Below are 26,978 nucleotides of genomic sequence, written 5' to 3'. Positions count from 1 at the left end.
TCCTTTTCCAGGGCCAGTGCTGCCGCATCTGGCCGGCAGCTGTAACCGGCATGCCTTATCAGCAGCGCCCCCGAACATACGGGGGCGCTGCTCTGTTGTCTCTTCCCTTACGCCTGCATGGCCTTTGCGGATTCCTCCAGTTTAGCAATCAGCTCCCGGTACTTGGCAGCCTTTTCCCGCTCGGCGTTGACCACTGCCTCCGGGGCATTGGCCACGAATTTTTCGTTTTTCAGCTTGCCCTCGGTGATGCGCAGTCCATTCTCCGCCTTCTCCTTCTCCTTGGCGATGCGCTCCAGTTCCTCCTTGATGTCCACCAGCTCCGCCAGGGGCAGGAATGCCGTGGCGTTGTGGGTGACCACCGTCACCTGCCCGCTGACATCTGCCGGGGCAGCCTCGGCAAAGGTCACCTGGGTCGCATAGGCCAGGCGCTGGATGAAATGGAGGCCCTGGGCATAAATCTCCGGTGTCTGGGTCACCAGCAGCACCTCCGCCTTCTTGGAAGGAGGCACATTCATCTCCGCCCGGCGGGCACGGATGGCCTTGATGGTGTCCATCACAGCCTCCATGGCCGCCTCTTCCTCCGGGAAGTGCAGCGCGTCGCTGTACTCCGGCCACCGGGAAGTCATGATGAAGTCGCCGGTATGGGGCAGTGCCTGGAAAATCTCCTCCGTAATGAAAGGCATGAAGGGATGCAGCAGCTTCAAAAGCTCCGTCAGCACATAGCACAGCACGTTCTGCGCCGTCAGCTTTGCCGCCTCGTCCTCGCCGTTCAGGCGGGTCTTGGTCAGTTCGATATACCAGTCACAGTAGGTGTCCCAGATGAAGTCGTAGACCTTGGCAGAGGCCACGCCGATTTCGTAGCTGTCCAGGTTCTCGGTGACTTCCTTCACCAGAGTGTTCAGCTTGGAGAGCACCCACTTGTCCTCCTGCTCCAGCGCTTCCGCCGCGGGCAGGGCGCATTGGTCAATGGTGAGGTTCATCATCACAAAGCGGCTGGCATTCCAGATTTTATTGGCGAAGTTCCGCATGGCCTCGCACTTTTCCGTATAGAACCGGGTGTCGTTTCCGGGGCTGTTGCCGGTGATCAGGTTGAAGCGCAGGGCGTCCGCGCCGTACTGCTCCGCCATCTCCAGCGGGTCGATGCCGTTGCCCAGGGACTTGGACATCTTACGGCCCTTGTCGTCCCGTACCAGGCCGTGGATCAGCACGGTGTGGAAGGGGATCTTCTTCATCTGCTCGCAGCCGGAGAAGATCATCCGGGCCACCCAGAAGAAGATGATGTCGTAGCCGGTGACCATGACGGAGGTGGGATACCAATAGGAGAGATCCTCGGTCTTTTCCGGCCAACCCAGCGTGGAGAAGGGCCACAGGGCGGAGGAGAACCAGGTATCCAGCACGTCGGGGTCCCGGGTCAAATGGGTGCAGCCGCACGCTTCACACTTTGTCGGATCCTCCCGGGAGACGTTGATGTGGCCGCACTCGTCGCAGTACCAGGCGGGAATCTGGTGTCCCCACCACAACTGGCGGGAAATGCACCAGTCATGGACGTTCTCCATCCAGTTCGTATAGGTTTTGGAGAAGCGCTCGGGGACGAACTTCACTTCGCCGTCCTTTACCACCCGCAGCGCCTCTTTTGCCAGAGGCTCCATCTTCACAAACCACTGGGCAGAAATCAGCGGCTCCACGTCGTTGTGGCAGCGGTAGCACGTGCCCACGTTGTGATTGTAAGGTTCGGTCTTCACCAGATACCCCTGCTCCTCCAGATCCTTAACAATCTGCTTGCGGCACTCGTAACGATCCATCCCGTTGTAGGGGCCGCCGTTTTCATTGATTTTTCCGTCATCCCCGATGCAGCGGATGACCTCCAGATTATGGCGCAGACCCACCTCAAAGTCGTTGGGGTCGTGGGCAGGCGTCATCTTCACGGCACCGGTGCCGAAGCCCAGCTCCACGTAGTCGTCGGCCACAATGGGAATCTCCCGGTTCATGATGGGCAGGATGCATTTCTTGCCCACCAGGTGCTTGAACCGCTCATCCTCTGGATTCACTGCCACGCCGGTGTCGCCCATCATGGTCTCCGGACGGGTGGTGGCCACCACCAGATCGCCGGATCCGTCGGCCAGTGGATAGCGGATGTGCCACAGGTGGCCCGGCTTGTCCACATACTCCACCTCCGCGTCGGAGAGGGCGGTGACACAGTGGGGGCACCAGTTGATGATGCGGCTGCCTTTATAAATAAGGCCCTTGTCATACAAATCGCAAAAGGTCTCCCGGACGGCCTTGGAGCAGCCCTCATCCATAGTGAAGCGGGAGCGATCCCAGTCGCAAGAGACACCCATCTTCTTCTGCTGGGAAACGATGCGGTCACCATACTTTTCCTTCCACTGCCACACCCGCTCCAGGAACTTCTCCCGGCCCAGGTCGTAGCGGGTCTTGCCCTCCTTGACCCGAAGCTCCTCCTCCACCTTAATCTGGGTGGCAATGCCGGCGTGGTCACAGCCAGGCACCCACAGCGCCGCATAGCCCTCCATCCGTTTGAAGCGGGTCAGGATATCCTGCAGCGTACAGTCCAGAGCGTGACCCATGTGGAGCTGGCCCGTGACATTAGGCGGCGGCATGACAATAGAAAAGGGCTTTTTCTCGGGATCCGGATCGCCCTTGAAACATCCGGCATCCTCCCACATCTGATAGATGCGGCCCTCCACCTGCTGGGGCTCATACACCTTGGGCAATTCTTTTTTCATGTGTCTGATTCTCCTATCTGTTGAACAAAATCGTTCTCATTTGATATATTCCACCGGCTTACCGGCTTTCTCGCTGATAAAGGTACGAAATTCGTCAACCGTCCCGCCTGTGAGGGTGGCCTTGTCATAAATCTGCCCGTGCTGCCGCCCAAGCAGGAAAACAAAATATTCCCCCGTCTCGCATATACGCTGAACCGCCTCATAACGAAATTCAGTTGTTGCCGCCGCTGTGGATGAAGTATAGCCATCCTCTGTGAATACACACGCCGCCGTTTCCGTGCCAGGGAGCATCCTCCTTCGTGCGAAGAATGCGTTGATCCTGTCCTCTGCAAACAATGTTACCAACAGTATCAGAACCACACCGCAGGTCAGTGTATTCCGGAATGTCCACGGCTCTTGCAGCATCCTATCGACAGCGGTCAGCAGGAGACCGAATGCCGCCACACACCAGCCAAACAGATGGCTTCGCCGGCTTTGTTTTCTCCGAATCGTCCGCCGCAGTGCCCGGGCCATAGCAGTGAATCCCTTTTGATTGTAGTTCGTTTCAAAATGAAACTCCATTTTCCCTCCCCAGCAAAAAACGCCCTGAGCCTTTCGGCTCAGGGCGAACGACTGTCCGTGGTACCACCTGGATTCGTGTCAGAGACACGCGCTTGCGCGGCCGGCTGGCCGCTTCCCGGTAACGGGGGATTACCGCCGCGGCTTACTTCGGGCGTGACATCCCGTTCGGCCCCGGTGCTCCGGGACGACTTCCCCACCGGCTTCCCGGAAACTTTCACCAACCGTTTCCTCTCTTTGCATCCACCATGCGGGTACTGCTTCCCATCCTCGCAGTTCCAATATACTGATACTGGATTAGTATAGTATACCCGCTTCCGGTTGTCAAGCTCAGCTCAGACGTAAAATTTCCTTTTTCAGACGGGAAATGATGCGTTTTTCCAGTCTTGAAATATAGGATTGGGAAATACCGAGCCGATCCGCTACTTCCTTCTGTGTCTGCTCCTGTCCCCCGTTCAGGCCGAAGCGCAGGGTGATGATCTCCTTCTCCCGGGGAGAGAGAATGTTGATGGCTGCCTGCAGCAGCGAGCGGTCCACATCTTCTTCAATGGGCCGCATCACCGTGTCCCCGTCTGTACCCAGCACATCGGAGAGCAGCAGCTCATTGCCGTCCCAGTCGGTGTTCAGCGGTTCGTCGAAGGAGACCTCCCCTTTCCGGCTGGCATTTTTCCGCAGGTACATTAAAATCTCGTTTTCAATGCAACGGGAGGCGTAGGTGGCCAGCTTGATGTTCTTATCCGCGCGGTACGTACCCACCGCCTTGATAAGGCCAATGGTGCCGATGGAAATCAAATCTTCAATGTTGATGCCGGTGTTCTCAAACCGCCTGGCAATGTACACCACCAGCCGCAGATTATGTTCAATGATCTCTTTCCGGGCGTCCTCATCCTCCATGCGTGTCAGCAGCTCTGCTTCCCGCTCCCGGGTCAGCGGAGGAGGCAGCGTGTCGCTGCCTCCGATGTAGTGGATGCCCTCCCCCGGCAGCAACCCCAGGCGCACCAGCAGCTGCCGCCATTTTACCATGAATTCCCTCATACCTTCCTCCTGTCCTGATGTCTCCGCCCCAAAGCGCGCTGTATCCATCGCCAAGCTCTGTTGGAGAGAGGGCCACCAGCAGTCCCTGGTAGCGCTCTCCCGCCACCTCCGTCCAATCACTGCGGATTGCCAGCAGCAGTCCGCCCCGCACCCCCACCGCATGATAGGGCACCAACTGGGCGTGCAGCTCCGGCGCCGTCTGCAGCAGGTCCCCCAGCAAATCCGCCGGAGAGTCCGGGCCGCTGGACAGCAGCCGCCGGACCCTCGCCGGAAGGCATGTCTCCACGGCGTGCTTCGCGGCCACCAGAGCAGGCCGTCCGGTCACCGGGTCCCGCAAAGTGTTCCCGGTGTCCAGCAGCGCCGTCAGCTCCACCGTCCGGCCAAGCACAGAAATCCGTACATCCGTCAGTTCTCCCCGGAGACCATGCCGGGCGGCAGCCCGAAAAATAACATGAAACAGCGCATATGCCGCGGCGGCGGAAATCAGCAGGATTTTGGCGTTCACATCCGTATAAAAAATGCCGTTTACCACCGGAATTCCGCTGCCGGAAAAGAGGCCCAGGGCCAGCACACAGCCTGCCATGGCACAGGAGACCGCAAACAGCAGCAGCGTCAGCCGCAGAAGCTTTTCCTCTCCGCCAAAGGCCGTCAGCGCCAGCAGAACTCCCGCTGCCAGCTTCACCGGCGTATCCGCCAGAAACCCGCAGCCCGGCAGAAATACCGCCACCGCATAGGCCCCGCCCAGCAGAGCCGCCAGCAGATACCGTCTCCGATGCAGAGGGACCCCCGCAAGATGCGCAGTCGCCAGGAGAAGCAGATAGTCCATCAGTGCGTTCAGCACAAATACGCTGTCCACATAGACGACTGTCATGGCGTCCCCCCTTTTGACCGTTTTGAGACGCGTCCCGGCCCCGGAAAAAGCCCGGGGCGGTTTGTCTCGGCAGACTTTATTATAGGGCAGGCTCCCCGTAAAACCAGTCGCAAAAACGGGAGGAAATTTGGCCTTGCAACGGTTGGTTGCGGAAATGGAAGGTCTGCGGTATAGTAGAAGGCAGAAGATTCTGCTACGATTTCACCAGGAGGCAGGAATATGAAGCTGTCTGAAAAAATCTATCGGCTCCGAAAACAAAGCGGCCTCTCCCAGGAACAGGCGGCCGAGCGGCTGGGTGTCTCCCGGCAGGCGGTGTCCAAATGGGAATCTGGGGTATCCGTGCCGGATGCGGACAAGCTGGTGGCCATCAGCCGCCTTTTCTCCGTGACGACGGACTACCTGCTGCTGGAGAACACACCGGAGAACCCGCCCTTCCCCGAGACGTCCGCCCCGCCCCCATCTCCGGCTGGGGAAGCGTCCGGCAAATGGCGGATGGCTGCTGGAATCGCACTGTGCCTTCTGGGTGCCGCCGGGCTGGTCCTGTGGGGCGGGATTGTGGCATTTTCTCCCGCTGCCGTCCAACGTCTGGATGCGTCCTCCGCCGTCACCCTCAGCGGCTCCGGACTTTTGGCGCTGCTTTGCACCATGCTCTTGGCCGCAGGCGCCTTCCTGCTCCTCCGCAAACGAAACTAGGAGGTTTTTTAATGAACGCAAAGCTCTCCGCGCTCTTTCTCACGCTGGCTCTGGTGCTGTCCCACACACTTTGCGCGGTGGTGGCTGCCAACTATGTCAATCTCTGGTGGGGCGGGCAATACGCCGGGTACAGCTTTCCGCCCTACACCGCTTTTTTTCTGGCCATTCCATACGGTGCCGGCGTCCTCCTCTGTCTGGGGCTGGCCTGGTTCTTCCACCGCAGATAGGCAAGGGAAAAGAGGCCGCGGAATCCAAGAATTCCGCGGCCTCTTTCTGCTTTTAGTCCGTTCACCCGGCCTGTTTTGGCTGCTCCATGCCGCGCTCAGCCCACATAGGGCAGCACCATGGAGGCCAAAAAGGCCACAATCATAACCGCCACCAGCAGCAATGCGATGGCCCGCGTTGTTTTGTTCACGCCTGTTCCTCCTCTGTTAAAATCTTGCGAATGCTCTTTTCCGCCTTGCTGCGGGGCAGCATCAGCTCGTGTCCGCAGCCCAGGCATTTCAGCTTAATATCCATCCCCACCCGCAGAATTTCCCACCGGGTGCTGCCGCAGGGATGGGCTTTTTTCAGCTCCACCTTGTCATGCAGATGCAGGTCCATCAAACCCCTCCTGTCAAACCAATGTCAGTTCTTGCATATAGTACGGTATCAGTCTTAAATGAAAATGAACGCCGCATATGCGGCAGATAGGATGAGACATATGCCGGAAAACAACCTGTATCTGCCAGAGGGCCTGCGTCCCCCGACGGCCTGTTCCCTCTCCACCCTGCAGGACGCCCTGGAAAGCGGCGCCATTCTGGAAGGTACTGTCCAGAGATGTGACACGCAGCACACCCTCCACATTCCGTTGGGTGCAGTTCACGGACAAATCCCCCGCACAGAGGTGCTGGCTCCCTGGATCAGCGGATCTGGACGAGATATTGCCGTATTGTCAAGAGTTGGCAAGCAAACATGCTTTACTGTCACTTCCCTGCAGTCGGATGAAAAAGGTGCCCCTGTGGCGCTGCTTTCCAGGCGGGCTGCTCAGGAACAGGCCATGGACTTCTTTTTGGAGACGCTGCAGCCAGGCACCGTTCTCACTGCCCGGGTAACCCATCTGGAGTCTTTTGGTGCGTTTTTGGATATCGGCTGCGGCATTGTCGCCATGATGCCCATCGAGCACATCTCTGTCTCCCGGATCGCCCATCCGAAGGATCGCTTTCAGGTGGGCCAGAAAATTCTGGCGGCAGTGTGGTCCATTGACCGTGAAAAACGCCGCTTCACCATGACCCACCGGGAGCTTCTTGGCACCTGGATGGAAAACGCCAGCTGGTTCCACCCCGGTGAAACCGTCCGGGGTACCGTCCGCAGTGTGAAAGAATACGGCAGCTTTATCGAACTGACGCCGAACCTCTCCGGTCTGGCGGATGCGCGGGAGGGGCTGACCCCCGGCGACGGCGTCTCCGTCTATATCAAGAGCATCCGTCCGGAGCGCATGAAAATCAAGCTCCAGGTGATTGAACGGCTTCCGCCGGACCCTGTGCCGCCGCCTCTTCGTTATCAGGTGACGGACGGCCGGCTCACCCGCTGGGTCTACTCCCCGCCGGGATATGAAAAAGAACCGGTTGTCACGGATTTTTCGGCCCCTTAACTTTTTCCCAATAAGCTCTGGCGGCCTGTTCCGTCTTGTTGTCCCCGTATTCGTAGTAATGTGCCCCCCGCAGGGCATCCGGCAGATACTGCTGGGCCACCCAGTGGCCGGGGAAGTTATGTGGGTAGAGATATCCCTGTTCCCGCTCCATGCCCGCAGAGTCCGCGTGGACGTTCTGCAGCTGCCTTGGAATATCTCCCGTGCGGCCGGAGCGGATATCCGCCCTGGCCCGGCTGATACCCTCCTCCACACTGTTGGACTTTGGCGCCGTGGCCAGCAGGATGGCCGCTTGGGCCAGAGGCAGCTGCGCCTCCGGCAGTCCCAGCTGCATGGCGGTGTCCACGCAGGCCTTTACGATGGAGATGGCCTGTGGATACGCCATGCCGACATCCTCGCTGGCGGAGCACAGCAGCCGCCGGCAGGGCGTCACCAGATCCCCCGCCTCCAGAAAACGGGCCAGGTAGTGCAGCGCCGCGTCCGGATCGCTGCCCCGGAGGGACTTCATCAGGGCGGAAGCAATGTCGTACATGGCGTCTCCGCCCTTGTCGTAGCGCATGGCGCTTCTCTGCGCCGCCTGCTCCGCGTCATTCCGGGTCAGGCGCAGTTCCCCGCCCTGAGGCGCCGCCGCCTCACACAGCAGCTCCACCGCGTTGATGGCCTTGCGCACGTCTCCGCCGCAGGATGTGGCAATCTGAAGGGGAAGCCCCTCCTCCCAGGTCAGAGGCAGCTCGGACCGCTCCTGCTCAATCCGCAGCGCCCGCTCCACAGCGGGGCAGGCCTCCTCCGGCGGCACCTGCTTGAACTCAAACACCGTGCTGCGGGACAGCAGCGCGCCGTACACATAAAAGTAGGGATTCTCCGTGGTGGAGGCAATCAGTGTCAGAGATCCGTTCTCCATGAATTCCAGAAGGCTCTGCTGCTGTTTTTTATTAAAGTACTGAATCTCGTCCAGATACAGCAGGATGCCGCCGGGCGCCATCAGGGTTCCAACGTCTGCGATGATGTCCTTCACGTCCTGAAGCGACGCCGTGGTAGCGTTCAGCCGGTGCAGGGTCTTATGAGTCCTGGCTGCGATGATGTTGGCAATGGTGGTCTTTCCGGTGCCGGAGGGGCCATAAAACACCATGTTGGCGTCGCTTCCACCTTCAATCAGGCGGCGCAGCAACGCGCCCGGGGCCAGCAGGTGCCGCTGTCCCACCACCTCATCCAATGTCTTGGGGCGGATTTCATCCGCCAGAGGCCGCCGCATAAAGCCCCCTCCCTTCCCGGTTGTCTGCTTGTTCTTGCCAGATGGACATTTTTGCACTCTGACCCTGCAATCATGTCGCCAGATCGCAAAGCGGGTGCATGCGCGCAAATGTCTCTTTGCACTGTCTGGTATTTTATCACGGTTTCTTCTGAATTTCCACTGTCTTTTCAGCCTTGCCGCCCAGAGCCGTTTGGGGGGTATCCCCGTCTCCCATCGAAAATTATCCGGCGGGAGTGCTCTTCCACCCTGCCAGCCTTTCCGGAAGGAATCGGAGCTGGATGCCCGGTCCTTGGCAAAATGCCCTGAATTGTTGCATTCTCCACTGGCCAACGGTCGGATTTTATGGTATTCTGTCGCAAAGAGGTGACCGACATGAAATCCAAAGCCGCTTTAAAGCGTATTATCGAGACGCTGAAGGGCATCTATCCAGACGCGCTGTGCTCTTTGCAATACGAAAAGGACTACGAGCTGCTGTTTGCCGTGCGGCTGTCCGCCCAGTGCACCGACGAACGGGTAAATAAGGTGACGCCCGCTCTGTACGAACGCTTCCCCACCCTGCAGAGCTTTGCAGAGGCGGACCCCAAAGAGGTGGGCGAGTATATCCACTCCTGCGGTTTCTTCAACGGCAAGGCCCGGGATATTGTGGCCTGCTCTCAAATGCTGCTGGAAAAGCACGGCGGCAAAGTGCCGGACACGATGGATGAACTGACGGCCCTCCCCGGTGTTGGCCGCAAGACAGCGAATCTGATTCTGGGCGATGTATACGGTCAGCCCGCCTACGTCTGTGATACCCACTGCATCCGCATCACCGGACGTCTTGGCATTACGGACGGCGCAAAGGACCCCCTCCAGGTGGAGCGGCAGCTGCGGGAGGTCATCCCCCCAAAGGAGTCCAACAACTTCTGCCACCGGATGGTACTCTTCGGCCGGGACACCTGCACCGCCCGCTCTCCCAAGTGCGAGAGCTGCCCTCTGCGGCAGGACTGCGACATGGGCAAATCCTCCGCCAAATGAATCCTTTTCCGTGTGCCTGCACAATGTGCAGGCACGTTTTTCGTCTCTGCCTCATATACTGGGTTGGAACACCAAAACGTTCAAACCACAGGAGGCAATTTATGGACGAAATGATGATGCAGATGATGGAAAAGCTCCGGGGGAATCCCGCGATGCTCCAGTCCCTGCTCCAATCCCGGGACGGTCAGGCGCTGATGCGGATGCTGACCCAAAGCGGCGGGGCAGGCCTGCAACAGGCGGCCCAAGCCGCCGCCAGAGGCAATCCCGCAGCACTGGCCCAGATGGTGCAGCAGGTGATGCAGAGTCCCGATGGAGCAGAATTGGTAAACCGTATCAACCAGGCCGTACAGAAATAGCGGAAATTTGAGAAAGGCGGGTGGCGGCAATGGCCGAATTTGATGAGAAACTGAACAGCCTGCTGTCCAATCCGGACGCCATGGCTCAGATTATGCAGCTGGCCCAGTCCCTTGGCGGCAATTCCTCTCAAGAAGCTGTACCACCGCCTCCGCCCCAGGCCTCTGCGCCGTTCCCGTCTAATGGAACCACGCCGTCTGCCACACCGCCGCTCTTCGGCGGACAGCGCCCTCCCCAGGGGCAGCAGCCCTTTTCCGGGCAGGCCGCGCCGCCACCACCCTCGGCAGGCGGGGATCTGTTCTCCTCCCTGTCCTCTCTTGCCAGCGGACTGGATCCCAAGCTTTTGATGAAGCTGCTGCCGGTGATTCAGGAGCTTGGCAGCCAGCAGGACTCCAACGCCCGGCAACTCCTTTATGCCCTCCGCCCCTACCTGAATGCCGAGCGCCAGGAAAAGGTGGAACGGGCACTGCAGCTGGCCAGACTCTTTCATCTGGGGAAAAAATTCCTGGCCGGATGGGAGGGGTGATGGATGTATAACCGCTATATTCGCAATGACAACGGCTCTTATACCCGCGTTCCGGAGGAAGAGCCCCGGAGTACACCGTCTCCCCGGAACCCTCAGCAGTCTCATACCAGCCCTCCACCGCCGCTTCCGTCCGGAACAAAACAGGGGCCCGGCAGCGCGGAAAAACCACCTTTTGGCCCCCCTCCGCCGCCCGGCGGAACCACTGGCCGCTTTACCGACGGGCTGAGTGGTTTTTTGCGTCATTTTCTGGATCAGCTTCATCTGGATCATGTGGACACTGGAGATCTTCTTTTGCTGGGGCTGCTGTTCTTCCTGTTCCGTGAGGATGCGGATGAGGAACTGCTGGTGGCTCTGGGCCTGCTTTTAATTCTGTAACAGCAGTTCTTTCGCCGGAAATCTCCGATTCTCTGCCTGTGCCGCCCGTCGAATGCAAAAGCCAGCTCTCAAAGGAGCTGGCTTTTTTGATGGCCCCCACCGAATGGTCATTCGGTGGGGGCACCGATTCCATTTCACTTCCTTGGGTAGCGTGAATCTGCCCCACGGCAAGGATTTGTTCGTTGGGCAAACCGCTTGTGCCTGCTGCGCAGGGCCGCGGCGGCCACATCTCCGGGAAATAAGAGCTCTCCCAAATTTTCTCAGTTCTTCAGGCTGTGCAGCGGCGCCGGAATACGGCCGCCGCGTGCAATGAAGTCTGCGCTGGATTCAGGATGCACGGGCATCACCGGAGCGCTTCCCAGCAGGCCGCCCATCTCAATGGTATCCCCCACCGTTTTGCCGGGTGCCGGCAGCAGGCGGACAGCCGTGGTTTTGCAGTTGACCATGCCGATGGCCGCCTCGTCAGCGATGATGGCGGCGACGGTCTCTGCCGGGGTATCGCCGGGGACCGCAATCATATCCAACCCCACCGAGCACACACAGGTCATGGCCTCCAGCTTGTCCAGGCACAGCGTTCCCGCCTTCGCGGCGGCAATCATCCCCTCGTCCTCACTGACGGGGATAAACGCGCCGGAGAGGCCGCCCACGCTGGAGGACGCCATCACGCCGCCCTTTTTCACCGCGTCGTTCAAAAGAGCCAGCGCGGCCGTGGTGCCGTGGGTGCCGCAGGTCTCCAGGCCCATCTCCTCCAGAATCCGGGCTACGCTGTCGCCGACAGCGGGCGTAGGCGCCAAGGAGAGGTCCACAATGCCGAAGGGCGTATCCAGACGGCTGCTGGCCTCACGGGCCACCAGCTGGCCCATACGGGTCACCCGGAAGGCTGTTTTCTTTACCGTCTCGGCCACCACGTCAAAGGGCTGGCCCTTTACCGCCTGCAGCGCATGATACACCACGCCGGGGCCGGAGACGCCCACGTTGATAACCTTCTCCGCCTCGCCCACGCCGTGGAAGGCACCAGCCATAAAGGGGTTGTCCTCCACCGCATTGCAAAACACCACCAGCTTCGCGCAGCCAAGACCGTCGTCCGCCTCGGTGGCCTTGGCGGTATCCTTGATGATACGTCCCATGAGGGACACCGCATCCATGTTGATGCCCGCCTTGGTGGATCCCACGTTGACAGAGGAGCAGACCAGCTCCGTCCGGGCCAAGGCTTCCGGAATGGAGCGAATGAGCTTCTCATCTGCCTTTGTCATCCCCTTCTGTACCATGGCAGAATAGCCGCCGATGAAATTGACGCCGCAGGTTCTAGCGGCCCGATCCATGGCCAGGGCGAAGGGTACGTAGTCCTCCGTCTCGCTGGCCCCGGCCACCAAGGCCATGGGCGTGATGGAAATCCGCTTGTTGACGATGGGAATGCCGAATTCCCGCTCGATATCTTCCCCGGTTTTCACCAGGCGCTCGGCATAGCGGGTAATCTTATCGTAAATCTTCTCACAGGCCCGCACCGGATCCGGATCACAGCAACTCAAAAGCGAGATGCCCATGGTGATGGTGCGGATATCCAAATGCTGCTGGTCTATCATTTCAATGGTGGAGAGGATCTCCTTCTGATTGAGCATAAATGCCTCCAAATGTATAGCGTTTCCGGCGCACAGGCGCCGGACGCGGCAGAATGCCGCCTTGCTGCCTGCGACAGACGTCGCCGGCATGGAAAGAAGGACGCACCTTCCTTAAATTCTGTGCATCGCGTCGAAAATCTCCTCCCGCTGGATGCGGATGGACAGGCCCATCTCATTGCCAAGCTCCGCCAGTGCGGTATTCAGATCTCCAAAGGATGCCGTGGCGGCGCTGGCGTCCACGGCCATGACCATGGTAAAGGCCCCCTGCAGAATCGTCTGGGAAATATCCAAAATATTGACGTTGAATCCGGCCAGCTGATTACAAATGGCGGCAATGATGCCCACCCGATCCTGACCGACAACGGTGACGATGGCGTTCATAAACTTCCTCCTTTAAAACAGGGTTATTGTTTGATTCTATCACGAACTGCCCGGTAGTGCAAATGGAAAAAAGCGCGCCTCCCAATGGAAGCGCGCTCCTGAAACGCTCCTGTCCGGCGGGCGGCCCCCCGCCCTGCCGCAGCCGCGCCCGCACGCCGAATACAGGCTCTGCTGCAGAGACGGACCGTCTAGTCCCGGAGGGATATAGTCCGCCGGGGCGCTAAACCTCGTCAAAAAACTTTGCGTGGATCGCCTTAACCGCTCTGTTGACATCCTCTTCGTCCAGCAGGACGGAAACCCGGATCTCGGAGGTGTTGATCATTTGAATATTGATGCCGGCCTCATACAGAGCCTCAAACATCTTGGCTGCCACACCGCAGTTGCTCATTAATCCAGCGCCCACAATAGAGACTTTGCCAATCTTGTCGTCTGTCTCAATGTGATCAAACCGCAGCGCCTCTTTGTGCTCGTTGAGGATGTTCTCTGTCTCCTCCACGTCCTTCTTATGTACCGTGAAGGTGATGTCCTTGGTCTCCTCCCGGCCGATGGACTGCAGAATCACGTCCACATTGATGTTGTGCTTGCTCAGCAGGTCGAATACCTGGAACGCAACGCCGGGATTGTGCTGCAATCCGATCAGGGCAACGCGGGCGATGCTGGTATCCTTTGCAACACCGGCGATATTGGTTTTTTCCACTTTTGTGACCTCCTTAATTTTCGTGCCGGGCTTTCTCTCCAGACTGGACACGACTTCCAAATTCACTCTGAACTTCTTTGCAAGCTCCACACTGCGGTTGTGCAGCACCTGCGCACCTTGGGATGCAAGCTCCAGCATCTCGTCATAGGTAATTTCCTCCAGCTTGCGGGCATTGGGGACAATGCGGGGATCGGTGGTATACACACCGTCCACATCTGTATAGATCTGACACAGATCCGCCCGGAACGTCGCAGCCAGCGCCACGGCACTGGTATCGGAGCCGCCGCGGCCCAAGGTGGTGACGTCGCCATTGCGGTCAACCCCTTGGAAGCCGGTGACAATTACAATCCGATGCTGATCCAGCTCGGACTGGATCCGCTCACTGTCAATCTTCTTAATGCGGGCGTCTGAGTGGACGGAGGTGGACTGGATCCCCACCTGCCAGGCCGCCAGGGAAACGCAGGGCAGCCCCATAGCCTCCAGCGCCATGGCGCACAGGGCCACGGAAATTTGCTCGCCCGTGGACAGCAGCATATCCATTTCCCGCTTGGATGCGCGGGGGTTAATCTCCTCTGCCTTGGCAATCAGGTCGTCGGTGGTATCGCCCTGGGCGGACAGCACCACAATGACGTCGTTGCCTGCAAGATACGTCTCTGCAATGATGCCAGCTACATTCCGGACGCGCTTGGCATCCTTCACGCTGCTGCCGCCAAATTTCTGTACGATCAAACTCATAGTGTTTCCTTCTTTATATTCGAAATTGATTTGCGTTCCTGCTCTATCATACGCATCTGCAGTCTCTTTGGGAATCACTCCAGCACCCGCATGCAGGCCAGTACATTTAAAAACTTAGACTGCTGCCGGGCATCCTGTCCGCTGATGCGATCGGTCAGAAAGGCGGTCTCCCCATCCTCGCTGAGCACCTCTACCTGCCCGAAAGCCATGGCGGCATCCGTCAGGCTGCCTTCAATCCGGAAATAATACCGGGTATGAAGCTCCATCGGATCCTCAAAGCCGGAAGCGTCCGAGATCCAGCCGATCTCCTCCCGCCGGGGACTGGCCTGAAGCGCTTCCATCACATCCGCCACACAGGCGGAGGCGGTGGGAAGCTCCCCGGCTCCCTTGCCGTAAAACATCACCTCTCCCGTGGCGTTGCCCTTCACCACCACGGCATTGAATACGTCCTCCACGTTGGCAAGGGGGTGCTCCTCTGGAATCAGGTGCGGCGCCACATAGGCGGTGCGGCCGCCGCCGGGCAAGCGCACTGCCCGGCCCAGCAGCTTGACCCGGTAGCCGGCCCGCTGGGCAATCTTCACATCCCGAAGGGACAGCTTTGTAATCCCCTCCATGGGAACACAGGCAGGATCCACCTGGTGTCCAAAGGCCAGATCCGCCAGGATGCAGGTTTTCCGGCCTGCGTCAATTCCCTCCACATCGGCGGTTGGATCCGCCTCTGCATACCCCTTGGCCTGTGCCTCCCGCAGGGCATCCGTGAAAAAGGCGCCCGTGCGGACCATCCGGGTGAGAATATAGTTGGTGGTGCCGTTCAAAATGCCGTATACTTCATCAATGCGGTTGGCGGCCATGCACTGGGTCAGGGGATGCAGGATGGGAATACCGCCGCCCACGCTGGCCTCAAACAGGTAGCTGACCCCTTTTTTCTTTGCCAACTCCAGCAGCTCGCAGCCCTTCTCCGCCACCAACTGCTTGTTGGCGGTTACCACATGTTTGCCGGCAGACAGGGCCCGCTTGGTGTATTCGTAGGCCGCCTCCACACCGCCGATGGTCTCCACCACCACGCGGATATCCTCGTCCTCTTCTATCTTTTTGAAATCGTCCGTCATCAGCTGGCGGTAAGGGCCATCCTTAAAGTGCCGGACCAGGATGGCCTTCACCTGCAGGGGCTCCCCCAGCTTCCGCTCAATTTGCTTGGCGTTTTCCGCCACCACCTTGGCTACGCCGGTGCCCACGGTGCCAAGCCCCATGATTGCAATCTGTATCATCTTTTTCTCCTTCTATCAGCCCGCCAGAACCTCAAAGCGCACGACTCCGTCCACCGCAGACACATCCGCCAAGAGCTGCTCCAGCGTCTCCTCCATCTCACTGGTCTCAGCAGAAATGGTCACCGCCGCGCAGCCGTTGGTGGGAATGCTCTGGTTGATGGTCAGGATATTGGCGCCCGAAGTTGCAAACACCGACAGCACCCGGCTCAGCACGCCGGTATTATCCTTCAGCATGCCGTAGAAGGTGATGATGTGCTCTGACTTCATATCATTGAAGGGCTGTACAGAATCCTTATATTTATAAAATGCACTGCGGCTGATTCCAGCCAGCTTTGTGGCGGCGCCCACAGTGTCCACTTCGCCGGTCTGCATCATGCGCTTTGCCTCTGCCACTTTGATGAATATCTCGGGCAATGCCTCCGCGGCCACAATGTAGTATTTGACTTCTCTTGCCATTTAGTCCGCCTCCTACGGTCATTTGTCTTTGCATGTCGTTCATATTAACATATTTTTGCCGTAGTTGCAACCGAAAAGGCAAAAATTCTTTTGGGGAAAACATGGAATATTCCCGTGTTTTGTCCGTCTCCCGTGGGCAAAATGCCGGGTATGGCGGAAAATACCAATTCTGTCAGTCTATCATCTGTCCTCAGAAAGCCAGGCAGAACGTACCTGCGAGGCAGAACCGGGACGGCGGTATCCTCTGATGTCTCTTGAAGCTGGAGTTCATCCATTTACAAAAAAAGGGTGTGTACCGATTGGTACACACCCTTTTTCATCCATTCAGGAGGCCTCAGACGGAGTATCAGACCGCCATGTGTGGTCCTGCTTAATTGTTCCAGAGCGTATTCCACCACTCGCCGCTGGCATCACCGAAGCCGCCGCTGGGGTCGCTGGGGTCTGCTTCCGGGGGTGTTTCTGTGCCGCCGCTTCCACCGTTCTCCCCTGATCCCATGTTTTCGTCCCCGAAGCCGCCGCTTGGATCATAGTTGGGATCGTCTGGATCCAGGATTCCTCCGTTGGGGTTGTCTGGATCCTCCGGTGTGACCGTATTCTCCGTGTGTACGGCACAAGGCTCTTTGGCCTCCCACGTGCTCAGCAGATAGGCGTTGTCATCCGCAGCGATGCTGGGACCATAGTCCTCCCGGGTGTAGTCCAAAAAGCTCTTCTGCACAACGCTTTCCACCGGGCAGAATTCACTGGCCAGGCAGTTGCCCTCCGGGCAGTAATCCCGGAACACATGCATGGTGCAGGGCTCTGTAGGCGCCGTCCCGGCCAGAACCGTCACAGACCGCACCCGGCTTTCGCCCCGGACGTCTGCGGCGCAGGCATCCGTTGCCAGAAGGCCGCTGTCCGCGCAGACATTCACCGTCACAAAGTTTGCAGATGGCTTGTTGAAGCCTTTGTTCGGCAGATCCGCATGAACCTGCTGCATCACCTTTTTCCACATGGTGATGGCCGGGTTGCCGGAGTAGCTGATTCGCTCGTTCTGGTCATAGCCTGTCCAAACCGCGGCAGCATAATAGGGCGTGTAGCCCACGAAATACCGGTCATAGTTTTCGCTGGTGGTACCGGTTTTGCCGGCAATGGTCATGCCGCTGAACCGGGCGCTGCCGCCTGTGCCGCTGGCAATAACGCCCTTGAGCAGTTCATTCATAAAATAGGCTGTGGTGTCCTTCATGGCTACATGGCTCTCGCCCTCATTTTCCAGAATGACATTCCCTTCCACATCCGTAACCCGCACATAGGTCCGCGGCTCATTATAGATTCCGTCATTGGCAAACGTGGCATAGGCCGCCGTCATCTCCACCGTATTCAACCCGTTGGTCAGTCCGCCAAGGCCCAAGGCCGCCACATTCATATCGTCTGGCACGAGGTTCAAGTTCAGCTTCTCTGTGGCAAAGGCATAGGAATTTGCCTCTCCAAGCTTACTCAGCACCTGAACTGCCACGGTGTTGATGGATCTGGCCACGCCGGTGGCCAGCGTTGTCCACCCCGTATAGCCCTGGGGAGAGTTCTTTGGCCATGGGTTTCCGTTGAGCAGCCGGACAGGATAGTTGTCAAATGTAGAGGCGTTGGTGATCGTGCCGGCATCCAGGGCGGGGGCATATACCGTCAGAGGCTTGACAGAGGAGCCCACCTGCCGGCGGCCGGTGGCGTAGTTCCAGCCCAGGTTCTCCGTCTTCTCTCCCACCTTACCCACCATCGCCACAATATTGCCGGTGGAGGGTTCAATGATGGTAATACCGGACTGAAGCTTCTGTCCGGAGCGGGAGGTGACATCCAGGTTGCTCCGGTCCTCGTAAACGGATTCGGCAATTTCCTGGATATCCGGATCCATGGTCGTGTAAATGCGGTATCCGCTGTTATACAGCTTCAGCCTGGCCTCCTTGACAGAGATCTTCAGCTGCTCTGCCAAGTCATTGGAGACATCCAGAATCACCTGGTCCACAAACCAGGAGTTTACCTTGATGCCGCCATTGGCCTGGGCCACCAGATCCTCTGCGGAAGTCGTGCCGTCGGTAAAATACAGGATTTCATTCTTCGCGGTCTCATACTCTTCCTTGGTCAGATAATTCAGCCCTGTCTCCGGGTCATACATCTTATAGAGAATATTCTCCTGCCGCTGCTTATTCAGTTCACGGGGCGTCTTAATCTCTGTTGTCCCATCATCGTTTTTCACTGTAATTTCGATGTCGTACATCGGGCCGTACATGGAGGGGTTGTTGGTAATGGCGATCAGGCTGGCGCACTCCGCCACACTCAGCTCGGATACATCCTTGCCGAAATAGTATTCCGCCGCCGTCTGTACTCCATAGCATCCCTTGCCCAGATAAATGGTGTTGAGATACAACTCCAGGATTTCCTGCTTCGTGTAGTTCTTTTCAAACTCCAGAGCGCGGAAAATCTCCCGCACCTTCCGGTTCACATAGGGTTTGTCATCCCCGGTCATATTTTTCAGCACCTGCTGGGTGATGGTGGAACCGCCGAAGGTATCCCGCATGCCAATGAACATATTCACCGTGGCGCCGATGGTGCGCTTCCAGTCCACGCCGTTGTGCTGGAAGAACCGCTGGTCCTCAATGGCCACCACCGCCTGCCACAAGGCATCCGGCATCTGGTCATAGTCCACCCAGATACGGTTTTCCTCTCCGTGGACGGTCTGAAACTCCACCCATCCGTCATTTTCCGTCACGCTGTCATCGTGATAGTAAATGATGGAGCTCTGATTCATGGTGAAATCATCTGCATTGACCTTCAGTGTCGGCGCCAATGTGGTCTTGACATACGTCATGAAGATTCCCGCGATCATCACCGCGGTACAAATGCCGATCAGGATGAGTGTTCCAAGTACGAACGCCACCTTCCGGCCGGTCCCTTCTTTGGTGCGCTGATGTTGTCTGGGAACCCGGCTGTGCTGAGTTCTCTCATGTGCCGGCTCCCTTCTTCTGTGCTCCAATGCAAGGCACCTCCTTTTCCTTTCCAAATTTTCCACGCTCTCTGCCGTGTCGCGGTTTAAGCGGCTGCAAAGCTCGCAATACGCCATAATATTTTCTATTGTACCATCCCCTGTCAACATTGAAAATGTCGCTTTCACTCATAAAAAAGTTCCACTTTCACATGTTTTTTTCAATATGGGCAGGATAATTCTGTCCATAGGGCTCTGCTTTTGAGCTTTTGTCAAACTTGTCGCTCTTGCAATCCTGACGGAAATCCGCTACAATAGGAACAAGTCAAACAGGAAAGGATATCAGGCTATGAGTGAAGAATACGGCCCTACCTTTATCACCATTACCGATGAAGATGGAGAGGAAATTGTCCTGGAATTTGTGGATGCCCTGGAGTACAACGGGCAGCAGTATCAGGCGTTCTTCCCTGTTGAAACTGAGGACGGGGATGTGAAGGAAGAAGAGCAGGGATTGGTGATTTTGAAGGTCATCCACGAAGACGGTGAGGATCTTCTCTCCACTCTGGATACGGATGAGGAGTTGGACGCCGTGTACGATCTTTTTATGGAATCCCTGTTTGAAGACGAAGAGGAATAACTCCTCCACGCGAAAGTTCTATGTAGTTTCGATTGTATTCTGCATTTGGATCTGTTAAGTTGTAATGATCCCTGCGGGGTTCGTGATAGGTCTTTTTTAACCCACATTTCGTTATAAGGGATGCCGGATCAGGGTGTGGCTTGCAGGCCTCCCGGCTGCTGTTTGCGGCTGGAAGTTGGAAGCAGTAAAGCACTCTGGAGGCAACCCACCTGGCCTTGAAGGTGCAGGTTATAACGAGATCTACACGGCCACTGCGGGGATTCTTTATCAGGGCAGCTTGTCTGCTCTGTTTTTTTGCCATATATCGTATATGCCGTTTCCTTTTTATTATAATGTGTATTCTATATTTTCCACTTGCAGAATCGGCATATTTCCAGTATAATATGCAAGTGCGTTTATGGTTTGTCAAAATCTTGCACCTGAATACTTGAGAGGACTGAAACACAAATGAGTGCATCAAGAGAAAAGAAGAACCGCTTGGAGCAGCAATCCGGCATGGACGGCCCCAAGACTGCCCGTGAAAGCCAGCAGCGTAAAGAGGAAAAGCGCAGCAATATCCTGTATGGCACGATTGCCGTTGTGTTCGTGGTTGTGGCTGTTATCTGTGTGATTTGGAAATCCAATGTCATCCCCAAAACTGCTACAGCCGTCACCATCGGCGATGAGAAGTATACTGCCGCTGAGGTAAATTTCTATTTTCAAAATACCTACCAGAGCTTTGTCAACCAGAACTATTCCTATCTCAGTATGCTGGGCCTGGATGCCAGCAAGGATTTAAAGGATCAGCAATTCGGCGACCAGACTTGGTATGATTACTTCCTGGATCAAGCCCTGACCCAGATGGAGCAGGTTCAGGCCATGAATACCCTGGCGGAGGAATCTGGCTTTGCATGGACAGATGATCTGCAGGCTCAACTGGACAGCTCCATGGAATCCCTGAAGACCGCCGCAAGCAACTATGGCTATACCCAAAAGCAGTATTTAGGCATGCTCTTTGGCAGCACGATGACCCCCAAGATCTATCAGGAGCAGCTGAAGCGTTCCCTGCTGGCAAACGCCTATATGCAGGATTATGAGAGCTCTTTGGTATATTCTGAGGATCAGTTGACTGAAAGCTACAATGCAGACCCGAATGCCTATGACAAGGTTTCTTACGAGTCCATCCGCATCAGCGGCGCCGCTGATACGAAAGACGCTGATGGCAATGACATTGAAGTGACAGACGAGATGACGGCAGCGGCAATGGCCGCCGCCAAGGAGGCGGCCGACAGCATGTATGCTGCTTGGCAGAGCGGTGAGAGCATGTCTGATTTGGCGGACGGCAATGAGGATGCCTCCGCCACGGATACGGAGAAGGGCACCTATTCCGATACTGTCCTGACAAACTGGCTCTTTGACAGCAGCCGCAAGGCCGGCGACTCCGCTGTGCTGGAGGATGCAGACAACTCCTGCTACTATGTTGTCTCCTTCCGGAATCGCTATCGCGAGGATTATCTCACTGTGGATGTGCGTCATATCCTCATCCAGCCTGAGGCCACCACCCTGGCAAAGGACGACGAGGGGTATGATGCCGATGTAGCCGCCAAGAAGGACGCCGCCAAGCAGAAGGCGGAAGAGCTTTTGGAACAGTGGAAGTCCGGCGAGGCCACCGAGGACTCCTTCGCCCAGCTGGCCAATGAGAATTCCAGTGACGGCGGATCCAATACCAACGGCGGCCTGTATGAGCAGGTCTATCAAGGGCAGATGGTCACCGCCTTCAATGACTGGTGCTTTGATGCCGGCCGCAAAAGCGGTGACACCGGCATCGTGGAGACGGATTACGGCTATCACATCATGTACTTTGTGGGCACCAACCTCCCCTACTGGCAGGTACAGGTGCGTTCCACGCTGGCTTCCACCGATTTTAATGATTGGCTGGACGGCGTGGTTGCGGATTACGCTGCCGAACAGCAGGACTTTGGTATGAAGTTCGTGGGCTGATTGTTCCGCACGTGAAAGTGGACGGCTTTGAAGTCTCAAGGCCGTCCACTTTTTAAAATTTGGAAGGGAGCGTGCAAATGGAAACGCCTTTCTTACGCAATGAAATGCTCTGGGGAGCAGAGGCCCAATCCCGTTTGGCCCAAAGCCATGTTCTGCTTTTCGGCCTGGGCGGTGTCGGCAGCTATACCGCCGAATGCCTGGCCCGATCCGGCGTTGGGGAACTGACGCTGGTGGATCAGGATACGGTTGGCATTACAAATTTGAACCGCCAGCTGGAAGCGCTTCACTCCACCGTCGGACGCAGCAAGGCGGAGGCCATGGCTGCCCGCCTGCAGGATATCAATCCCGCACTGCAGGTGCACCCTCTCTGTGCCACCTATGATGCCGCCCACCGGGAGGACTTCTTCCCTGCCGGCTGCCGATACGACTATATTGTGGATGCCATTGATCTGGTCAGCTGCAAACTTGATTTGGCCGAGACGGCCTTGCGGCTGCAGATCCCCCTGGTGATGGCCCTTGGAACCGGCAACAAGCTGGATCCCACACTGCTGCAGCTGACCGACCTGTCCAAAACCTATGGCTGTCCGCTGGCGCGGGTCATGCGCAAGGAACTGCGGGCACGGGGGATTGAGCACCTGCGTGTGGTGTTCAGCCCGGAGGAGCCTGTCCATACAGCCCAGTTGGAGACTCCGCCCCCAGGCCGACGCAGTGTTCCCGCAAGTAATCCCTGGGTTCCCGCCACGGCAGGCCTTCTTCTGGGCAGTGCCGTGGTGCGGGATTTGATCAACAAAGAAAGAGCGAACGAATGATGTTAACTGGAAGTATTGTCAATGCCCTGGCTATTCTGGCCGGTTCCGCCGCAGGTCTGCTGCTGAAATGGGCGGCAGGCAAATTCTCCGGTGGCCTTGCCGGTGCCAATAATCTAGGTCTGCGTCTACAGGACATTATTATGAAGGGCGTTGCCCTCTGCGTCCTCTATATCGGTATCGCCGGCTGTCTTGCCGGAGAAAACACGCTGATCACCATTGTCTCCATGGTGCTGGGTGCCATTCTTGGCGAGCTGCTGGATCTGGATCGCCGGATGCACGCGCTTGGGGACTTGGTACAGAAGAAAACCGAGCGGCTGGTCCGCCAGGACGACGCCACAGCCTCCGTATCTGAGGGATTCGTCACCGCCAGCCTTCTCTTCTGCGTGGGCGCCATGGCCATTGTGGGGGCCTTACAGGACGGTTTGACCGGAGACCACACCACGCTCTTTGCCAAGTCCCTGCTGGACGGCATCAGCGCTATTGTGTTCTCCTCCTCCCTGGGCATTGGCGTGGCCTTCTCCGCTGTGGCTGTTTTCCTCTATCAGGGGACCATTGCTGTTCTGGCCTCCTTCATCTCCCCCTACCTGGGCAAGGCGGTAATTGCCGAGATGACTTGTGTGGGTTCCTTGCTGATTGCGGCTCTGGCGTTTAATATGCTTGGCTGCACAAAAATCAAAGTAATGAATCTGGTGCCTGCCTGCATTCTCCCCATCTTTTTGTGTATGGTCATGTGAAAGAAGCACCGGAACAGCTGCGTCTTTTCCGGTGCTTCTTTATGGGTTTTACGGTTTCCCTGTTCTCTTTCACGCCACAATCGAAAGTTCTCCCTCCTTTTGTACATTCGGATGTATACTGAAGGACAGTTACGGCAAGAACGCTCTGTAGCATCCACTGCGTCCTGCTGTCTTACCAGGCTTCAGCAGATAAAAAGTCCCTGTCCGATTGGACAGGGACTTTTTCAGCAAAATGCCTTAATTACTTCAGCTCGACCTTGCCGCCGGCCTCTTCGACCTGCTTCTTCAGAGCCTCGGCATCGTCCTTGGAAACGCCTTCCTTCAGGGTGCTGGGAGCGCCCTCGACAGTGGCCTTGGCCTCAGCCAGGCCCTGGCCGGTGATCTCGCGGACAGCCTTGATGACCTTGATCTTGGCAGCAGCGTCAAAGCCGGTCAGGACCACATCAAACTCAGTCTTCTCCTCAGCAGCGGGAGCAGCAGCGCCGGCAGCGGGAGCAGCCATAGCAGCGGCGGAAACACCAAACTCTTCCTCCAGGGCATGCACCAGCTCGGACAGCTCCAAAACGGTCAGGCCCTTGATCTCTTCGATCATAGCGGTAACTTTCTCAGACATTGTATTTGCCTCCTAATTGTAAATTTAAAGATGTGACGCCGTTTGATTACTCAGCGGCAGGAGCGGGAGCGGCCTCCTCAGCGGTGGCAGCCTCTTCAGCAGGGGCAGCGGCTTCTCCGCCCTTTTCTGCGATCTGCTTCAGGACAACAGCCAAGCCGGTGATGGGTGCCAGCATGGTGCCCAGAACCTGTGCCTGCAGGATGGGCAGCGCGGGAATGGAAGCCAGAGAGTTGATGGTGGCCAGATCAACGGGCTTGCCGTCCATAAAGCCACCCTTAATCTCGAACTTGCCGTCCAGCTTCTTGGCATAGTTGGCCATGACACGGGCGGGAGCCACAGCGTCATCGGACAGAGCCAGAGAAGTGGTGCCATTCAGCAGATCATCCAGATCATTCAGGCCAGTGTTGTTAAAAGCAAAGCGGAGCAGAGTGTTCTTCACAACTGCATAATCCACGTTGCTCTCACGGCACTCTTTGCGCAGCGCAGTGTCTTCTTCAACGGTGATACCCTTGTAGTCGACAATCACGCCCGCAGTGGCCTTTTGGATCTTCTCAGTCAGCTGGGCGACGATGGCCTGCTTTTCAGATAAGACCTTTGCGTTAGGCATTCTTGTGTTCACCTCCATAGGAATTGTAGGTGCGTTCAAAAAAGGAACCGTCCTTGTGCCGCAAAGACACAAGGACGGATAGCAATCTTACGATTTGCCGCCCTCGGCAGGACTTACGGGGTTGCCCCCACCTGCTGTCTTTGGAACGCATCTGATATTATATTTAAGTATTTGACAAAAGTCAATACCAAAATATACATTTTTCCGACCTGTTCCAAAAGGAAATAAGGCCGGTGGACTTGCCAATGGCAAATCAAACAGGCAGAGTCAAAAAGGAACGCGGTCTTCCCTCTTCAGTGCCTCAGACCAGCTTTGCTGTGTTCATCTTCACGCCGGGACCCATAGTAGAAGCGGCAACGCAGCTTCTTACATACTGGCCCTTGGCGGAGGCGGGCTTCGCCTTCAGAATGGCACCCATCAGGGCATTGTAGTTCTCGAGCAGCTTCTCAGCGCCGAAGGAGACCTTGCCGATGGGGCAGTGGATGATGTTGGTCTTGTCCAGACGGTACTCGATCTTACCAGCCTTGACTTCCTTCACGGCCTTGCCTACGTCGGGAGTCACAGTACCGGCCTTGGGAGAGGGCATCAAGCCCTTGGGGCCCAGAACCTTACCGAGACGGCCCACCACGCCCATCATATCGGGGCTGGCAACAACCACGTCGAACTCAAACCAGTTTTCCTTCTGAATCTTCTCCACCAGATCCATATCGCCGACATAGTCAGCGCCGGCCTCACGGGCAGCATCCGCCTTGTCGCCTTTGGCGAACACCAGGACGCGGACGGTTTTGCCGGTTCCGTGGGGCAGCACGATGGCGCCGCGCACCTGCTGGTCGGCGTGGCGGGAGTCAACACCCAACTTCACGTGGAGCTCAACCGTCTCGTCAAACTTGGCGCTGGCGGTCTTGCAGATAAGAGCCATGCCTTCCGCAGCGTCGTACAGGGCATTCTTGTCGATCTGCTTGGCACTTTCTTGATATTTCTTGCCTCTAAACAATGTTACTTCCTCCTCATAGTGGTTATTCGGAATAAATCCTCCCACTGTATGGAGCGGCTGTTTCAGCCGCTCGGCTGTTGTTAAATGTCAGTCGGTTGCGCGGCTGGATCACTCACCAATGGTGACGCCCATGCTGCGGCAGGTACCTTCGATCATGCTCATGGCAGACTCCAGATTGGCAGCATTCAGGTCAGGCATCTTGATTTCGGCGATCTTCTGGACAGAGGCCTTGGAAATGGTGGCCACCTTGGTCTTGTTGGGCACGCCGGAACCAGACTCAATGTTGCACTCCTTTTTAATCAGGACAGCCGCAGGGGGCGTCTTGGTGATGAAGGAGAAGGAACGGTCGGCGTACACCGTAATGACAACGGGGATAATCATGCCCATCTCATTCTTGGTGCGCTCGTTGAACTCCTTGGTAAATGCAGCAATGTTGACGCCGTGCTGGCCCAGAGCAGGACCGACGGGGGGTGCGGGGGTTGCCTTGCCTGCGGGAATCTGCAGCTTCACATAACCAGTAATTTTCTGTGCCACGGAGTAGCACCTCCTAAATTATAAATGTGGTGGCGGCGGTCAGCCGTCTTTGGCGGGGCGTTGGGCCCCTCCCACTTGCGCCGGAAACGCCCGACGCGGCGGCGCCCTTGGGCGCGGTTATCTCATTACTTTTGAACTTCGACCTGGTCGAGTTCCAGTTCCACCGGTGTCTCTCTTCCGAACATGGAGACCATCACGCTGACTCGGTTTTTCTCGGGCTCGATCTCCTCTACAATGCCGGTGAAGCTTGCCAGCGGGCCGTCCATAATTTTTACATGGTCGCCCACATTGTAATTAACGACGATTTCATGCTTCTCCATGCCCATCGCCAGAACCTCCTCCTCACTAAGAGGAATCGGTTTATTGGCAGAGCCCACGAAGCCTGTGACACCGCGGACATTCCGCACCAGGTGCCAGGTATCGTCAGTCATCACCATTTTGATCAGCACATAGCCGGGAAATACCTTTCGCTCCACTTCCTTGGAAGTGCCGGATTCAGTCACCTCTGTCACGGTTTCCATGGGGATTTCAATCCGCAGGACCTTATCCTCCATACCGCGTCCAGTGACAAATTTCTCGATGCTGGTCTTAACGGCATTCTCATAGCCGGAATAGGTATGCACCACATACCACTTCGCGCTGTCTGACATCGTCTCTTCTCCTCTTAGGCGCCGAAGACGCTGAGGATCAGCTGGACAGCGGAAACCGCCACAAAGTCAAAAATCCAGATGCAGGCACCGATGCACAAAGAGCACAGCAGCACCGTACCGGTATTCGCCATCACGGTCTTCCGGTTGGGCCATACGACCTTTTTCAGTTCGCTTTTCATCTCACGGAACCACGCGCCGCGGTTCTTTTTCTTCTTGACTTCTTCTGCCATTTTCGTTACACGCCCTTTCTCATCATTCGTTC

General features: G+C 57.0%; 29 protein-coding genes, 1 other RNA gene and 2 other annotated features. Of the genes, 12 read left to right on the top strand and 18 right to left on the bottom strand.

All coding sequences use genetic code 11. The annotated features are described in order from the left end of the window. Window positions 1–107: 107 nt before the first annotated feature. The 4 genes from BMZ81_RS07195 to BMZ81_RS07180 form a co-directional block, all read right to left on the bottom strand. Window positions 108–2,744: a valine--tRNA ligase gene (locus BMZ81_RS07195; RefSeq protein WP_091130309.1), complete on the bottom strand. Its 2,637-nt coding sequence runs from the start codon at window positions 2,742–2,744 to the stop codon at window positions 108–110. A gap of 36 nt (window positions 2,745–2,780) precedes the next feature. Next, the gene (locus BMZ81_RS07190) at window positions 2,781–3,305 is read right to left on the bottom strand and encodes a YcxB family protein (RefSeq protein ID WP_091130306.1); all 525 of its coding nucleotides are present in this window, start codon (window positions 3,303–3,305) and stop codon (window positions 2,781–2,783) included. A 36-nt stretch (window positions 3,306–3,341) separates the two neighbouring features. Then, window positions 3,342–3,582: a binding site (T-box leader), on the bottom strand. A gap of 50 nt (window positions 3,583–3,632) precedes the next feature. After that, window positions 3,633–4,301: an RNA polymerase sporulation sigma factor SigE gene (sigE, locus tag BMZ81_RS07185; protein WP_242942589.1), complete on the bottom strand. Its 669-nt coding sequence runs from the start codon at window positions 4,299–4,301 to the stop codon at window positions 3,633–3,635. Continuing rightward, window positions 4,186–5,208, bottom strand: a complete 1,023-nt coding sequence (locus BMZ81_RS07180) for a sigma-E processing peptidase SpoIIGA (protein ID WP_242942585.1) — start codon at window positions 5,206–5,208, stop codon at window positions 4,186–4,188. Before BMZ81_RS07180 ends, sigE begins: the two co-directional genes overlap by 116 nt. A gap of 219 nt (window positions 5,209–5,427) precedes the next feature. Between BMZ81_RS07180 and BMZ81_RS07175 the strand changes: the two genes are divergently transcribed. Together BMZ81_RS07175 and BMZ81_RS07170 are read left to right on the top strand one after the other, a co-directional pair. After that, a complete protein-coding gene (locus BMZ81_RS07175) occupies window positions 5,428–5,901 on the top strand; it encodes a helix-turn-helix domain-containing protein (RefSeq protein WP_091130302.1) in 474 nt (157 codons plus the stop codon). Window positions 5,902–5,912: 11 nt separating this feature from the next. Further along, window positions 5,913–6,128, top strand: a complete 216-nt coding sequence (locus tag BMZ81_RS07170; protein ID WP_091130300.1) for a hypothetical protein — start codon at window positions 5,913–5,915, stop codon at window positions 6,126–6,128. A gap of 184 nt (window positions 6,129–6,312) precedes the next feature. On the opposite strand, the gene BMZ81_RS07165 is transcribed toward BMZ81_RS07170, so the two are convergent. Next, on the bottom strand, window positions 6,313–6,504 hold the full coding sequence (locus tag BMZ81_RS07165; protein ID WP_091130298.1) for a DUF951 domain-containing protein: 192 nt from the start codon (window positions 6,502–6,504) through the stop codon (window positions 6,313–6,315). A 100-nt stretch (window positions 6,505–6,604) separates the two neighbouring features. Here BMZ81_RS07165 and BMZ81_RS07160 point away from each other — a divergent pair, with 100 nt between their 5' ends. Next, window positions 6,605–7,534, top strand: coding sequence for a S1 RNA-binding domain-containing protein (locus BMZ81_RS07160; protein ID WP_091130294.1), 930 nt, complete (start codon window positions 6,605–6,607; stop codon window positions 7,532–7,534). Here BMZ81_RS07160 and BMZ81_RS07155 read toward each other — a convergent pair. Continuing rightward, window positions 7,512–8,783, bottom strand: a complete 1,272-nt coding sequence (locus BMZ81_RS07155; RefSeq protein ID WP_091130292.1) for a replication-associated recombination protein A — start codon at window positions 8,781–8,783, stop codon at window positions 7,512–7,514. The genes BMZ81_RS07160 and BMZ81_RS07155 overlap by 23 nt on opposite strands. Window positions 8,784–9,155: 372 nt before the next feature. On the opposite strand from BMZ81_RS07155, the gene nth reads away from it, so the two are divergent. The 4 genes from nth (at window position 9,156) to BMZ81_RS07135 (ending at window position 11,052) form a co-directional block, all read left to right on the top strand. Continuing rightward, complete coding sequence (gene nth / locus BMZ81_RS07150) at window positions 9,156–9,797, top strand: endonuclease III (protein ID WP_091130289.1); 642 nt, start codon at window positions 9,156–9,158, stop codon at window positions 9,795–9,797. A gap of 101 nt (window positions 9,798–9,898) precedes the next feature. After that, the gene (locus BMZ81_RS07145) at window positions 9,899–10,153 is read left to right on the top strand and encodes a hypothetical protein (protein WP_091130288.1); all 255 of its coding nucleotides are present in this window, start codon (window positions 9,899–9,901) and stop codon (window positions 10,151–10,153) included. 29 nt (window positions 10,154–10,182) lie between these two features. Continuing rightward, complete coding sequence (locus tag BMZ81_RS07140; RefSeq protein WP_091130285.1) at window positions 10,183–10,677, top strand: hypothetical protein; 495 nt, start codon at window positions 10,183–10,185, stop codon at window positions 10,675–10,677. A 3-nt stretch (window positions 10,678–10,680) separates the two neighbouring features. Beyond that, complete coding sequence (locus BMZ81_RS07135) at window positions 10,681–11,052, top strand: hypothetical protein (protein WP_091130283.1); 372 nt, start codon at window positions 10,681–10,683, stop codon at window positions 11,050–11,052. A 260-nt stretch (window positions 11,053–11,312) separates the two neighbouring features. On the opposite strand, the gene BMZ81_RS07130 is transcribed toward BMZ81_RS07135, so the two are convergent. From BMZ81_RS07130 to BMZ81_RS07105, 6 genes are all read right to left on the bottom strand, one after another. Next, window positions 11,313–12,671, bottom strand: a complete 1,359-nt coding sequence (locus tag BMZ81_RS07130; protein WP_091130387.1) for a PFL family protein — start codon at window positions 12,669–12,671, stop codon at window positions 11,313–11,315. 111 nt (window positions 12,672–12,782) lie between these two features. Beyond that, window positions 12,783–13,052, bottom strand: coding sequence for an ACT domain-containing protein (locus tag BMZ81_RS07125; protein WP_091130281.1), 270 nt, complete (start codon window positions 13,050–13,052; stop codon window positions 12,783–12,785). Window positions 13,053–13,272: 220 nt separating this feature from the next. Further along, window positions 13,273–14,484 (bottom strand): aspartate kinase, encoded by a 1,212-nt coding sequence (locus tag BMZ81_RS07120; protein WP_091130278.1) that lies wholly within the window; start codon window positions 14,482–14,484, stop codon window positions 13,273–13,275. 74 nt (window positions 14,485–14,558) lie between these two features. Next, window positions 14,559–15,752, bottom strand: a complete 1,194-nt coding sequence (locus BMZ81_RS07115; RefSeq protein ID WP_091130276.1) for a homoserine dehydrogenase — start codon at window positions 15,750–15,752, stop codon at window positions 14,559–14,561. A gap of 15 nt (window positions 15,753–15,767) precedes the next feature. Continuing rightward, window positions 15,768–16,208, bottom strand: a complete 441-nt coding sequence (locus BMZ81_RS07110) for an ACT domain-containing protein (RefSeq protein ID WP_091130274.1) — start codon at window positions 16,206–16,208, stop codon at window positions 15,768–15,770. A 370-nt stretch (window positions 16,209–16,578) separates the two neighbouring features. Next, entirely contained in the window at window positions 16,579–19,209 is a 2,631-nt protein-coding gene (locus BMZ81_RS07105; RefSeq protein ID WP_177187237.1) for a transglycosylase domain-containing protein, read from the bottom strand. 298 nt (window positions 19,210–19,507) lie between these two features. Here BMZ81_RS07105 and BMZ81_RS07100 point away from each other — a divergent pair, with 298 nt between their 5' ends. The 5 genes from BMZ81_RS07100 (at window position 19,508) to BMZ81_RS07080 (ending at window position 23,318) form a co-directional block, all read left to right on the top strand. Then, on the top strand, window positions 19,508–19,795 hold the full coding sequence (locus tag BMZ81_RS07100; protein ID WP_091130270.1) for a DUF1292 domain-containing protein: 288 nt from the start codon (window positions 19,508–19,510) through the stop codon (window positions 19,793–19,795). A gap of 65 nt (window positions 19,796–19,860) precedes the next feature. Beyond that, window positions 19,861–20,059, top strand: a non-coding RNA gene (gene ssrS, locus BMZ81_RS07095) — 6S RNA. Between the two features lie 183 nt (window positions 20,060–20,242). Then, entirely contained in the window at window positions 20,243–21,775 is a 1,533-nt protein-coding gene (locus BMZ81_RS07090) for a peptidylprolyl isomerase (RefSeq protein ID WP_091130268.1), read from the top strand. Window positions 21,776–21,852: 77 nt separating this feature from the next. Beyond that, a complete protein-coding gene (locus BMZ81_RS07085; RefSeq protein ID WP_091130265.1) occupies window positions 21,853–22,584 on the top strand; it encodes a tRNA threonylcarbamoyladenosine dehydratase in 732 nt (243 codons plus the stop codon). Further along, a complete protein-coding gene (locus BMZ81_RS07080) occupies window positions 22,584–23,318 on the top strand; it encodes a DUF554 domain-containing protein (RefSeq protein ID WP_091130384.1) in 735 nt (244 codons plus the stop codon). The genes BMZ81_RS07085 and BMZ81_RS07080 overlap by 1 nt, the downstream gene beginning before the upstream one ends. Window positions 23,319–23,559: 241 nt before the next feature. On the opposite strand, the gene rplL is transcribed toward BMZ81_RS07080, so the two are convergent. The 6 genes from rplL to secE form a co-directional block, all read right to left on the bottom strand. Further along, a complete protein-coding gene (gene rplL, locus BMZ81_RS07075) occupies window positions 23,560–23,931 on the bottom strand; it encodes a 50S ribosomal protein L7/L12 (RefSeq protein ID WP_091130263.1) in 372 nt (123 codons plus the stop codon). A 46-nt stretch (window positions 23,932–23,977) separates the two neighbouring features. Further along, entirely contained in the window at window positions 23,978–24,538 is a 561-nt protein-coding gene (rplJ, locus tag BMZ81_RS07070; RefSeq protein ID WP_091130260.1) for a 50S ribosomal protein L10, read from the bottom strand. Between the two features lie 32 nt (window positions 24,539–24,570). Then, window positions 24,571–24,700 (bottom strand) — a sequence feature (ribosomal protein L10 leader region). 139 nt (window positions 24,701–24,839) lie between these two features. Further along, the gene (gene rplA, locus BMZ81_RS07065; protein ID WP_091130258.1) at window positions 24,840–25,532 is read right to left on the bottom strand and encodes a 50S ribosomal protein L1; all 693 of its coding nucleotides are present in this window, start codon (window positions 25,530–25,532) and stop codon (window positions 24,840–24,842) included. 108 nt (window positions 25,533–25,640) lie between these two features. Continuing rightward, window positions 25,641–26,066, bottom strand: coding sequence for a 50S ribosomal protein L11 (gene rplK, locus BMZ81_RS07060; RefSeq protein WP_091130256.1), 426 nt, complete (start codon window positions 26,064–26,066; stop codon window positions 25,641–25,643). A 125-nt stretch (window positions 26,067–26,191) separates the two neighbouring features. Beyond that, on the bottom strand, window positions 26,192–26,716 hold the full coding sequence (gene nusG, locus BMZ81_RS07055) for a transcription termination/antitermination protein NusG (RefSeq protein WP_091130254.1): 525 nt from the start codon (window positions 26,714–26,716) through the stop codon (window positions 26,192–26,194). Between the two features lie 14 nt (window positions 26,717–26,730). After that, window positions 26,731–26,946 carry a preprotein translocase subunit SecE gene (secE, locus tag BMZ81_RS07050; RefSeq protein WP_091130251.1) on the bottom strand — a complete coding sequence of 72 codons (216 nt, stop codon included), beginning with the start codon at window positions 26,944–26,946 and terminating at the stop codon, window positions 26,731–26,733. Between the last annotated feature and the right edge of the window lie 32 nt (window positions 26,947–26,978).

Source organism: Oscillibacter sp. PC13 (assembly GCF_900115635.1).
Taxonomy (GTDB): Bacteria; Bacillota; Clostridia; order Oscillospirales; family Oscillospiraceae; genus Oscillibacter.
Note: the sequence above shows the minus strand (reverse complement) of the source record. Positions and strands in the feature narration are given on the sequence as shown.

Bases quoted from the DNA above. Each gene is read 5' to 3' on its own strand.
- BMZ81_RS07195 (WP_091130309.1), bottom strand. From the start codon at position 2,744: ATGAAAAAAGAATTGCCCAAGGTGTATGAGCCCCAGCAGGTGGAGGGC.
- BMZ81_RS07190 (WP_091130306.1), bottom strand. From the start codon at position 3,305: ATGGAGTTTCATTTTGAAACGAACTACAATCAAAAGGGATTCACTGCT.
- BMZ81_RS07180 (WP_242942585.1), bottom strand. From the start codon at position 5,208: ATGACAGTCGTCTATGTGGACAGCGTATTTGTGCTGAACGCACTGATG.
- BMZ81_RS07175 (WP_091130302.1), top strand. From the start codon at position 5,428: ATGAAGCTGTCTGAAAAAATCTATCGGCTCCGAAAACAAAGCGGCCTC.
- BMZ81_RS07170 (WP_091130300.1), top strand. From the start codon at position 5,913: ATGAACGCAAAGCTCTCCGCGCTCTTTCTCACGCTGGCTCTGGTGCTG.
- BMZ81_RS07165 (WP_091130298.1), bottom strand. From the start codon at position 6,504: ATGGACCTGCATCTGCATGACAAGGTGGAGCTGAAAAAAGCCCATCCC.
- BMZ81_RS07160 (WP_091130294.1), top strand. From the start codon at position 6,605: ATGCCGGAAAACAACCTGTATCTGCCAGAGGGCCTGCGTCCCCCGACG.
- BMZ81_RS07155 (WP_091130292.1), bottom strand. From the start codon at position 8,783: ATGCGGCGGCCTCTGGCGGATGAAATCCGCCCCAAGACATTGGATGAG.
- nth (WP_091130289.1), top strand. From the start codon at position 9,156: ATGAAATCCAAAGCCGCTTTAAAGCGTATTATCGAGACGCTGAAGGGC.
- BMZ81_RS07145 (WP_091130288.1), top strand. From the start codon at position 9,899: ATGGACGAAATGATGATGCAGATGATGGAAAAGCTCCGGGGGAATCCC.
- BMZ81_RS07140 (WP_091130285.1), top strand. From the start codon at position 10,183: ATGGCCGAATTTGATGAGAAACTGAACAGCCTGCTGTCCAATCCGGAC.
- BMZ81_RS07135 (WP_091130283.1), top strand. From the start codon at position 10,681: ATGTATAACCGCTATATTCGCAATGACAACGGCTCTTATACCCGCGTT.
- BMZ81_RS07130 (WP_091130387.1), bottom strand. From the start codon at position 12,671: ATGCTCAATCAGAAGGAGATCCTCTCCACCATTGAAATGATAGACCAG.
- BMZ81_RS07125 (WP_091130281.1), bottom strand. From the start codon at position 13,052: ATGAACGCCATCGTCACCGTTGTCGGTCAGGATCGGGTGGGCATCATT.
- BMZ81_RS07120 (WP_091130278.1), bottom strand. From the start codon at position 14,484: ATGAGTTTGATCGTACAGAAATTTGGCGGCAGCAGCGTGAAGGATGCC.
- BMZ81_RS07115 (WP_091130276.1), bottom strand. From the start codon at position 15,752: ATGATACAGATTGCAATCATGGGGCTTGGCACCGTGGGCACCGGCGTA.
- BMZ81_RS07110 (WP_091130274.1), bottom strand. From the start codon at position 16,208: ATGGCAAGAGAAGTCAAATACTACATTGTGGCCGCGGAGGCATTGCCC.
- BMZ81_RS07100 (WP_091130270.1), top strand. From the start codon at position 19,508: ATGAGTGAAGAATACGGCCCTACCTTTATCACCATTACCGATGAAGAT.
- BMZ81_RS07090 (WP_091130268.1), top strand. From the start codon at position 20,243: ATGAGTGCATCAAGAGAAAAGAAGAACCGCTTGGAGCAGCAATCCGGC.
- BMZ81_RS07085 (WP_091130265.1), top strand. From the start codon at position 21,853: ATGGAAACGCCTTTCTTACGCAATGAAATGCTCTGGGGAGCAGAGGCC.
- BMZ81_RS07080 (WP_091130384.1), top strand. From the start codon at position 22,584: ATGTTAACTGGAAGTATTGTCAATGCCCTGGCTATTCTGGCCGGTTCC.
- rplL (WP_091130263.1), bottom strand. From the start codon at position 23,931: ATGTCTGAGAAAGTTACCGCTATGATCGAAGAGATCAAGGGCCTGACC.
- rplJ (WP_091130260.1), bottom strand. From the start codon at position 24,538: ATGCCTAACGCAAAGGTCTTATCTGAAAAGCAGGCCATCGTCGCCCAG.
- nusG (WP_091130254.1), bottom strand. From the start codon at position 26,716: ATGTCAGACAGCGCGAAGTGGTATGTGGTGCATACCTATTCCGGCTAT.
- secE (WP_091130251.1), bottom strand. From the start codon at position 26,946: ATGGCAGAAGAAGTCAAGAAGAAAAAGAACCGCGGCGCGTGGTTCCGT.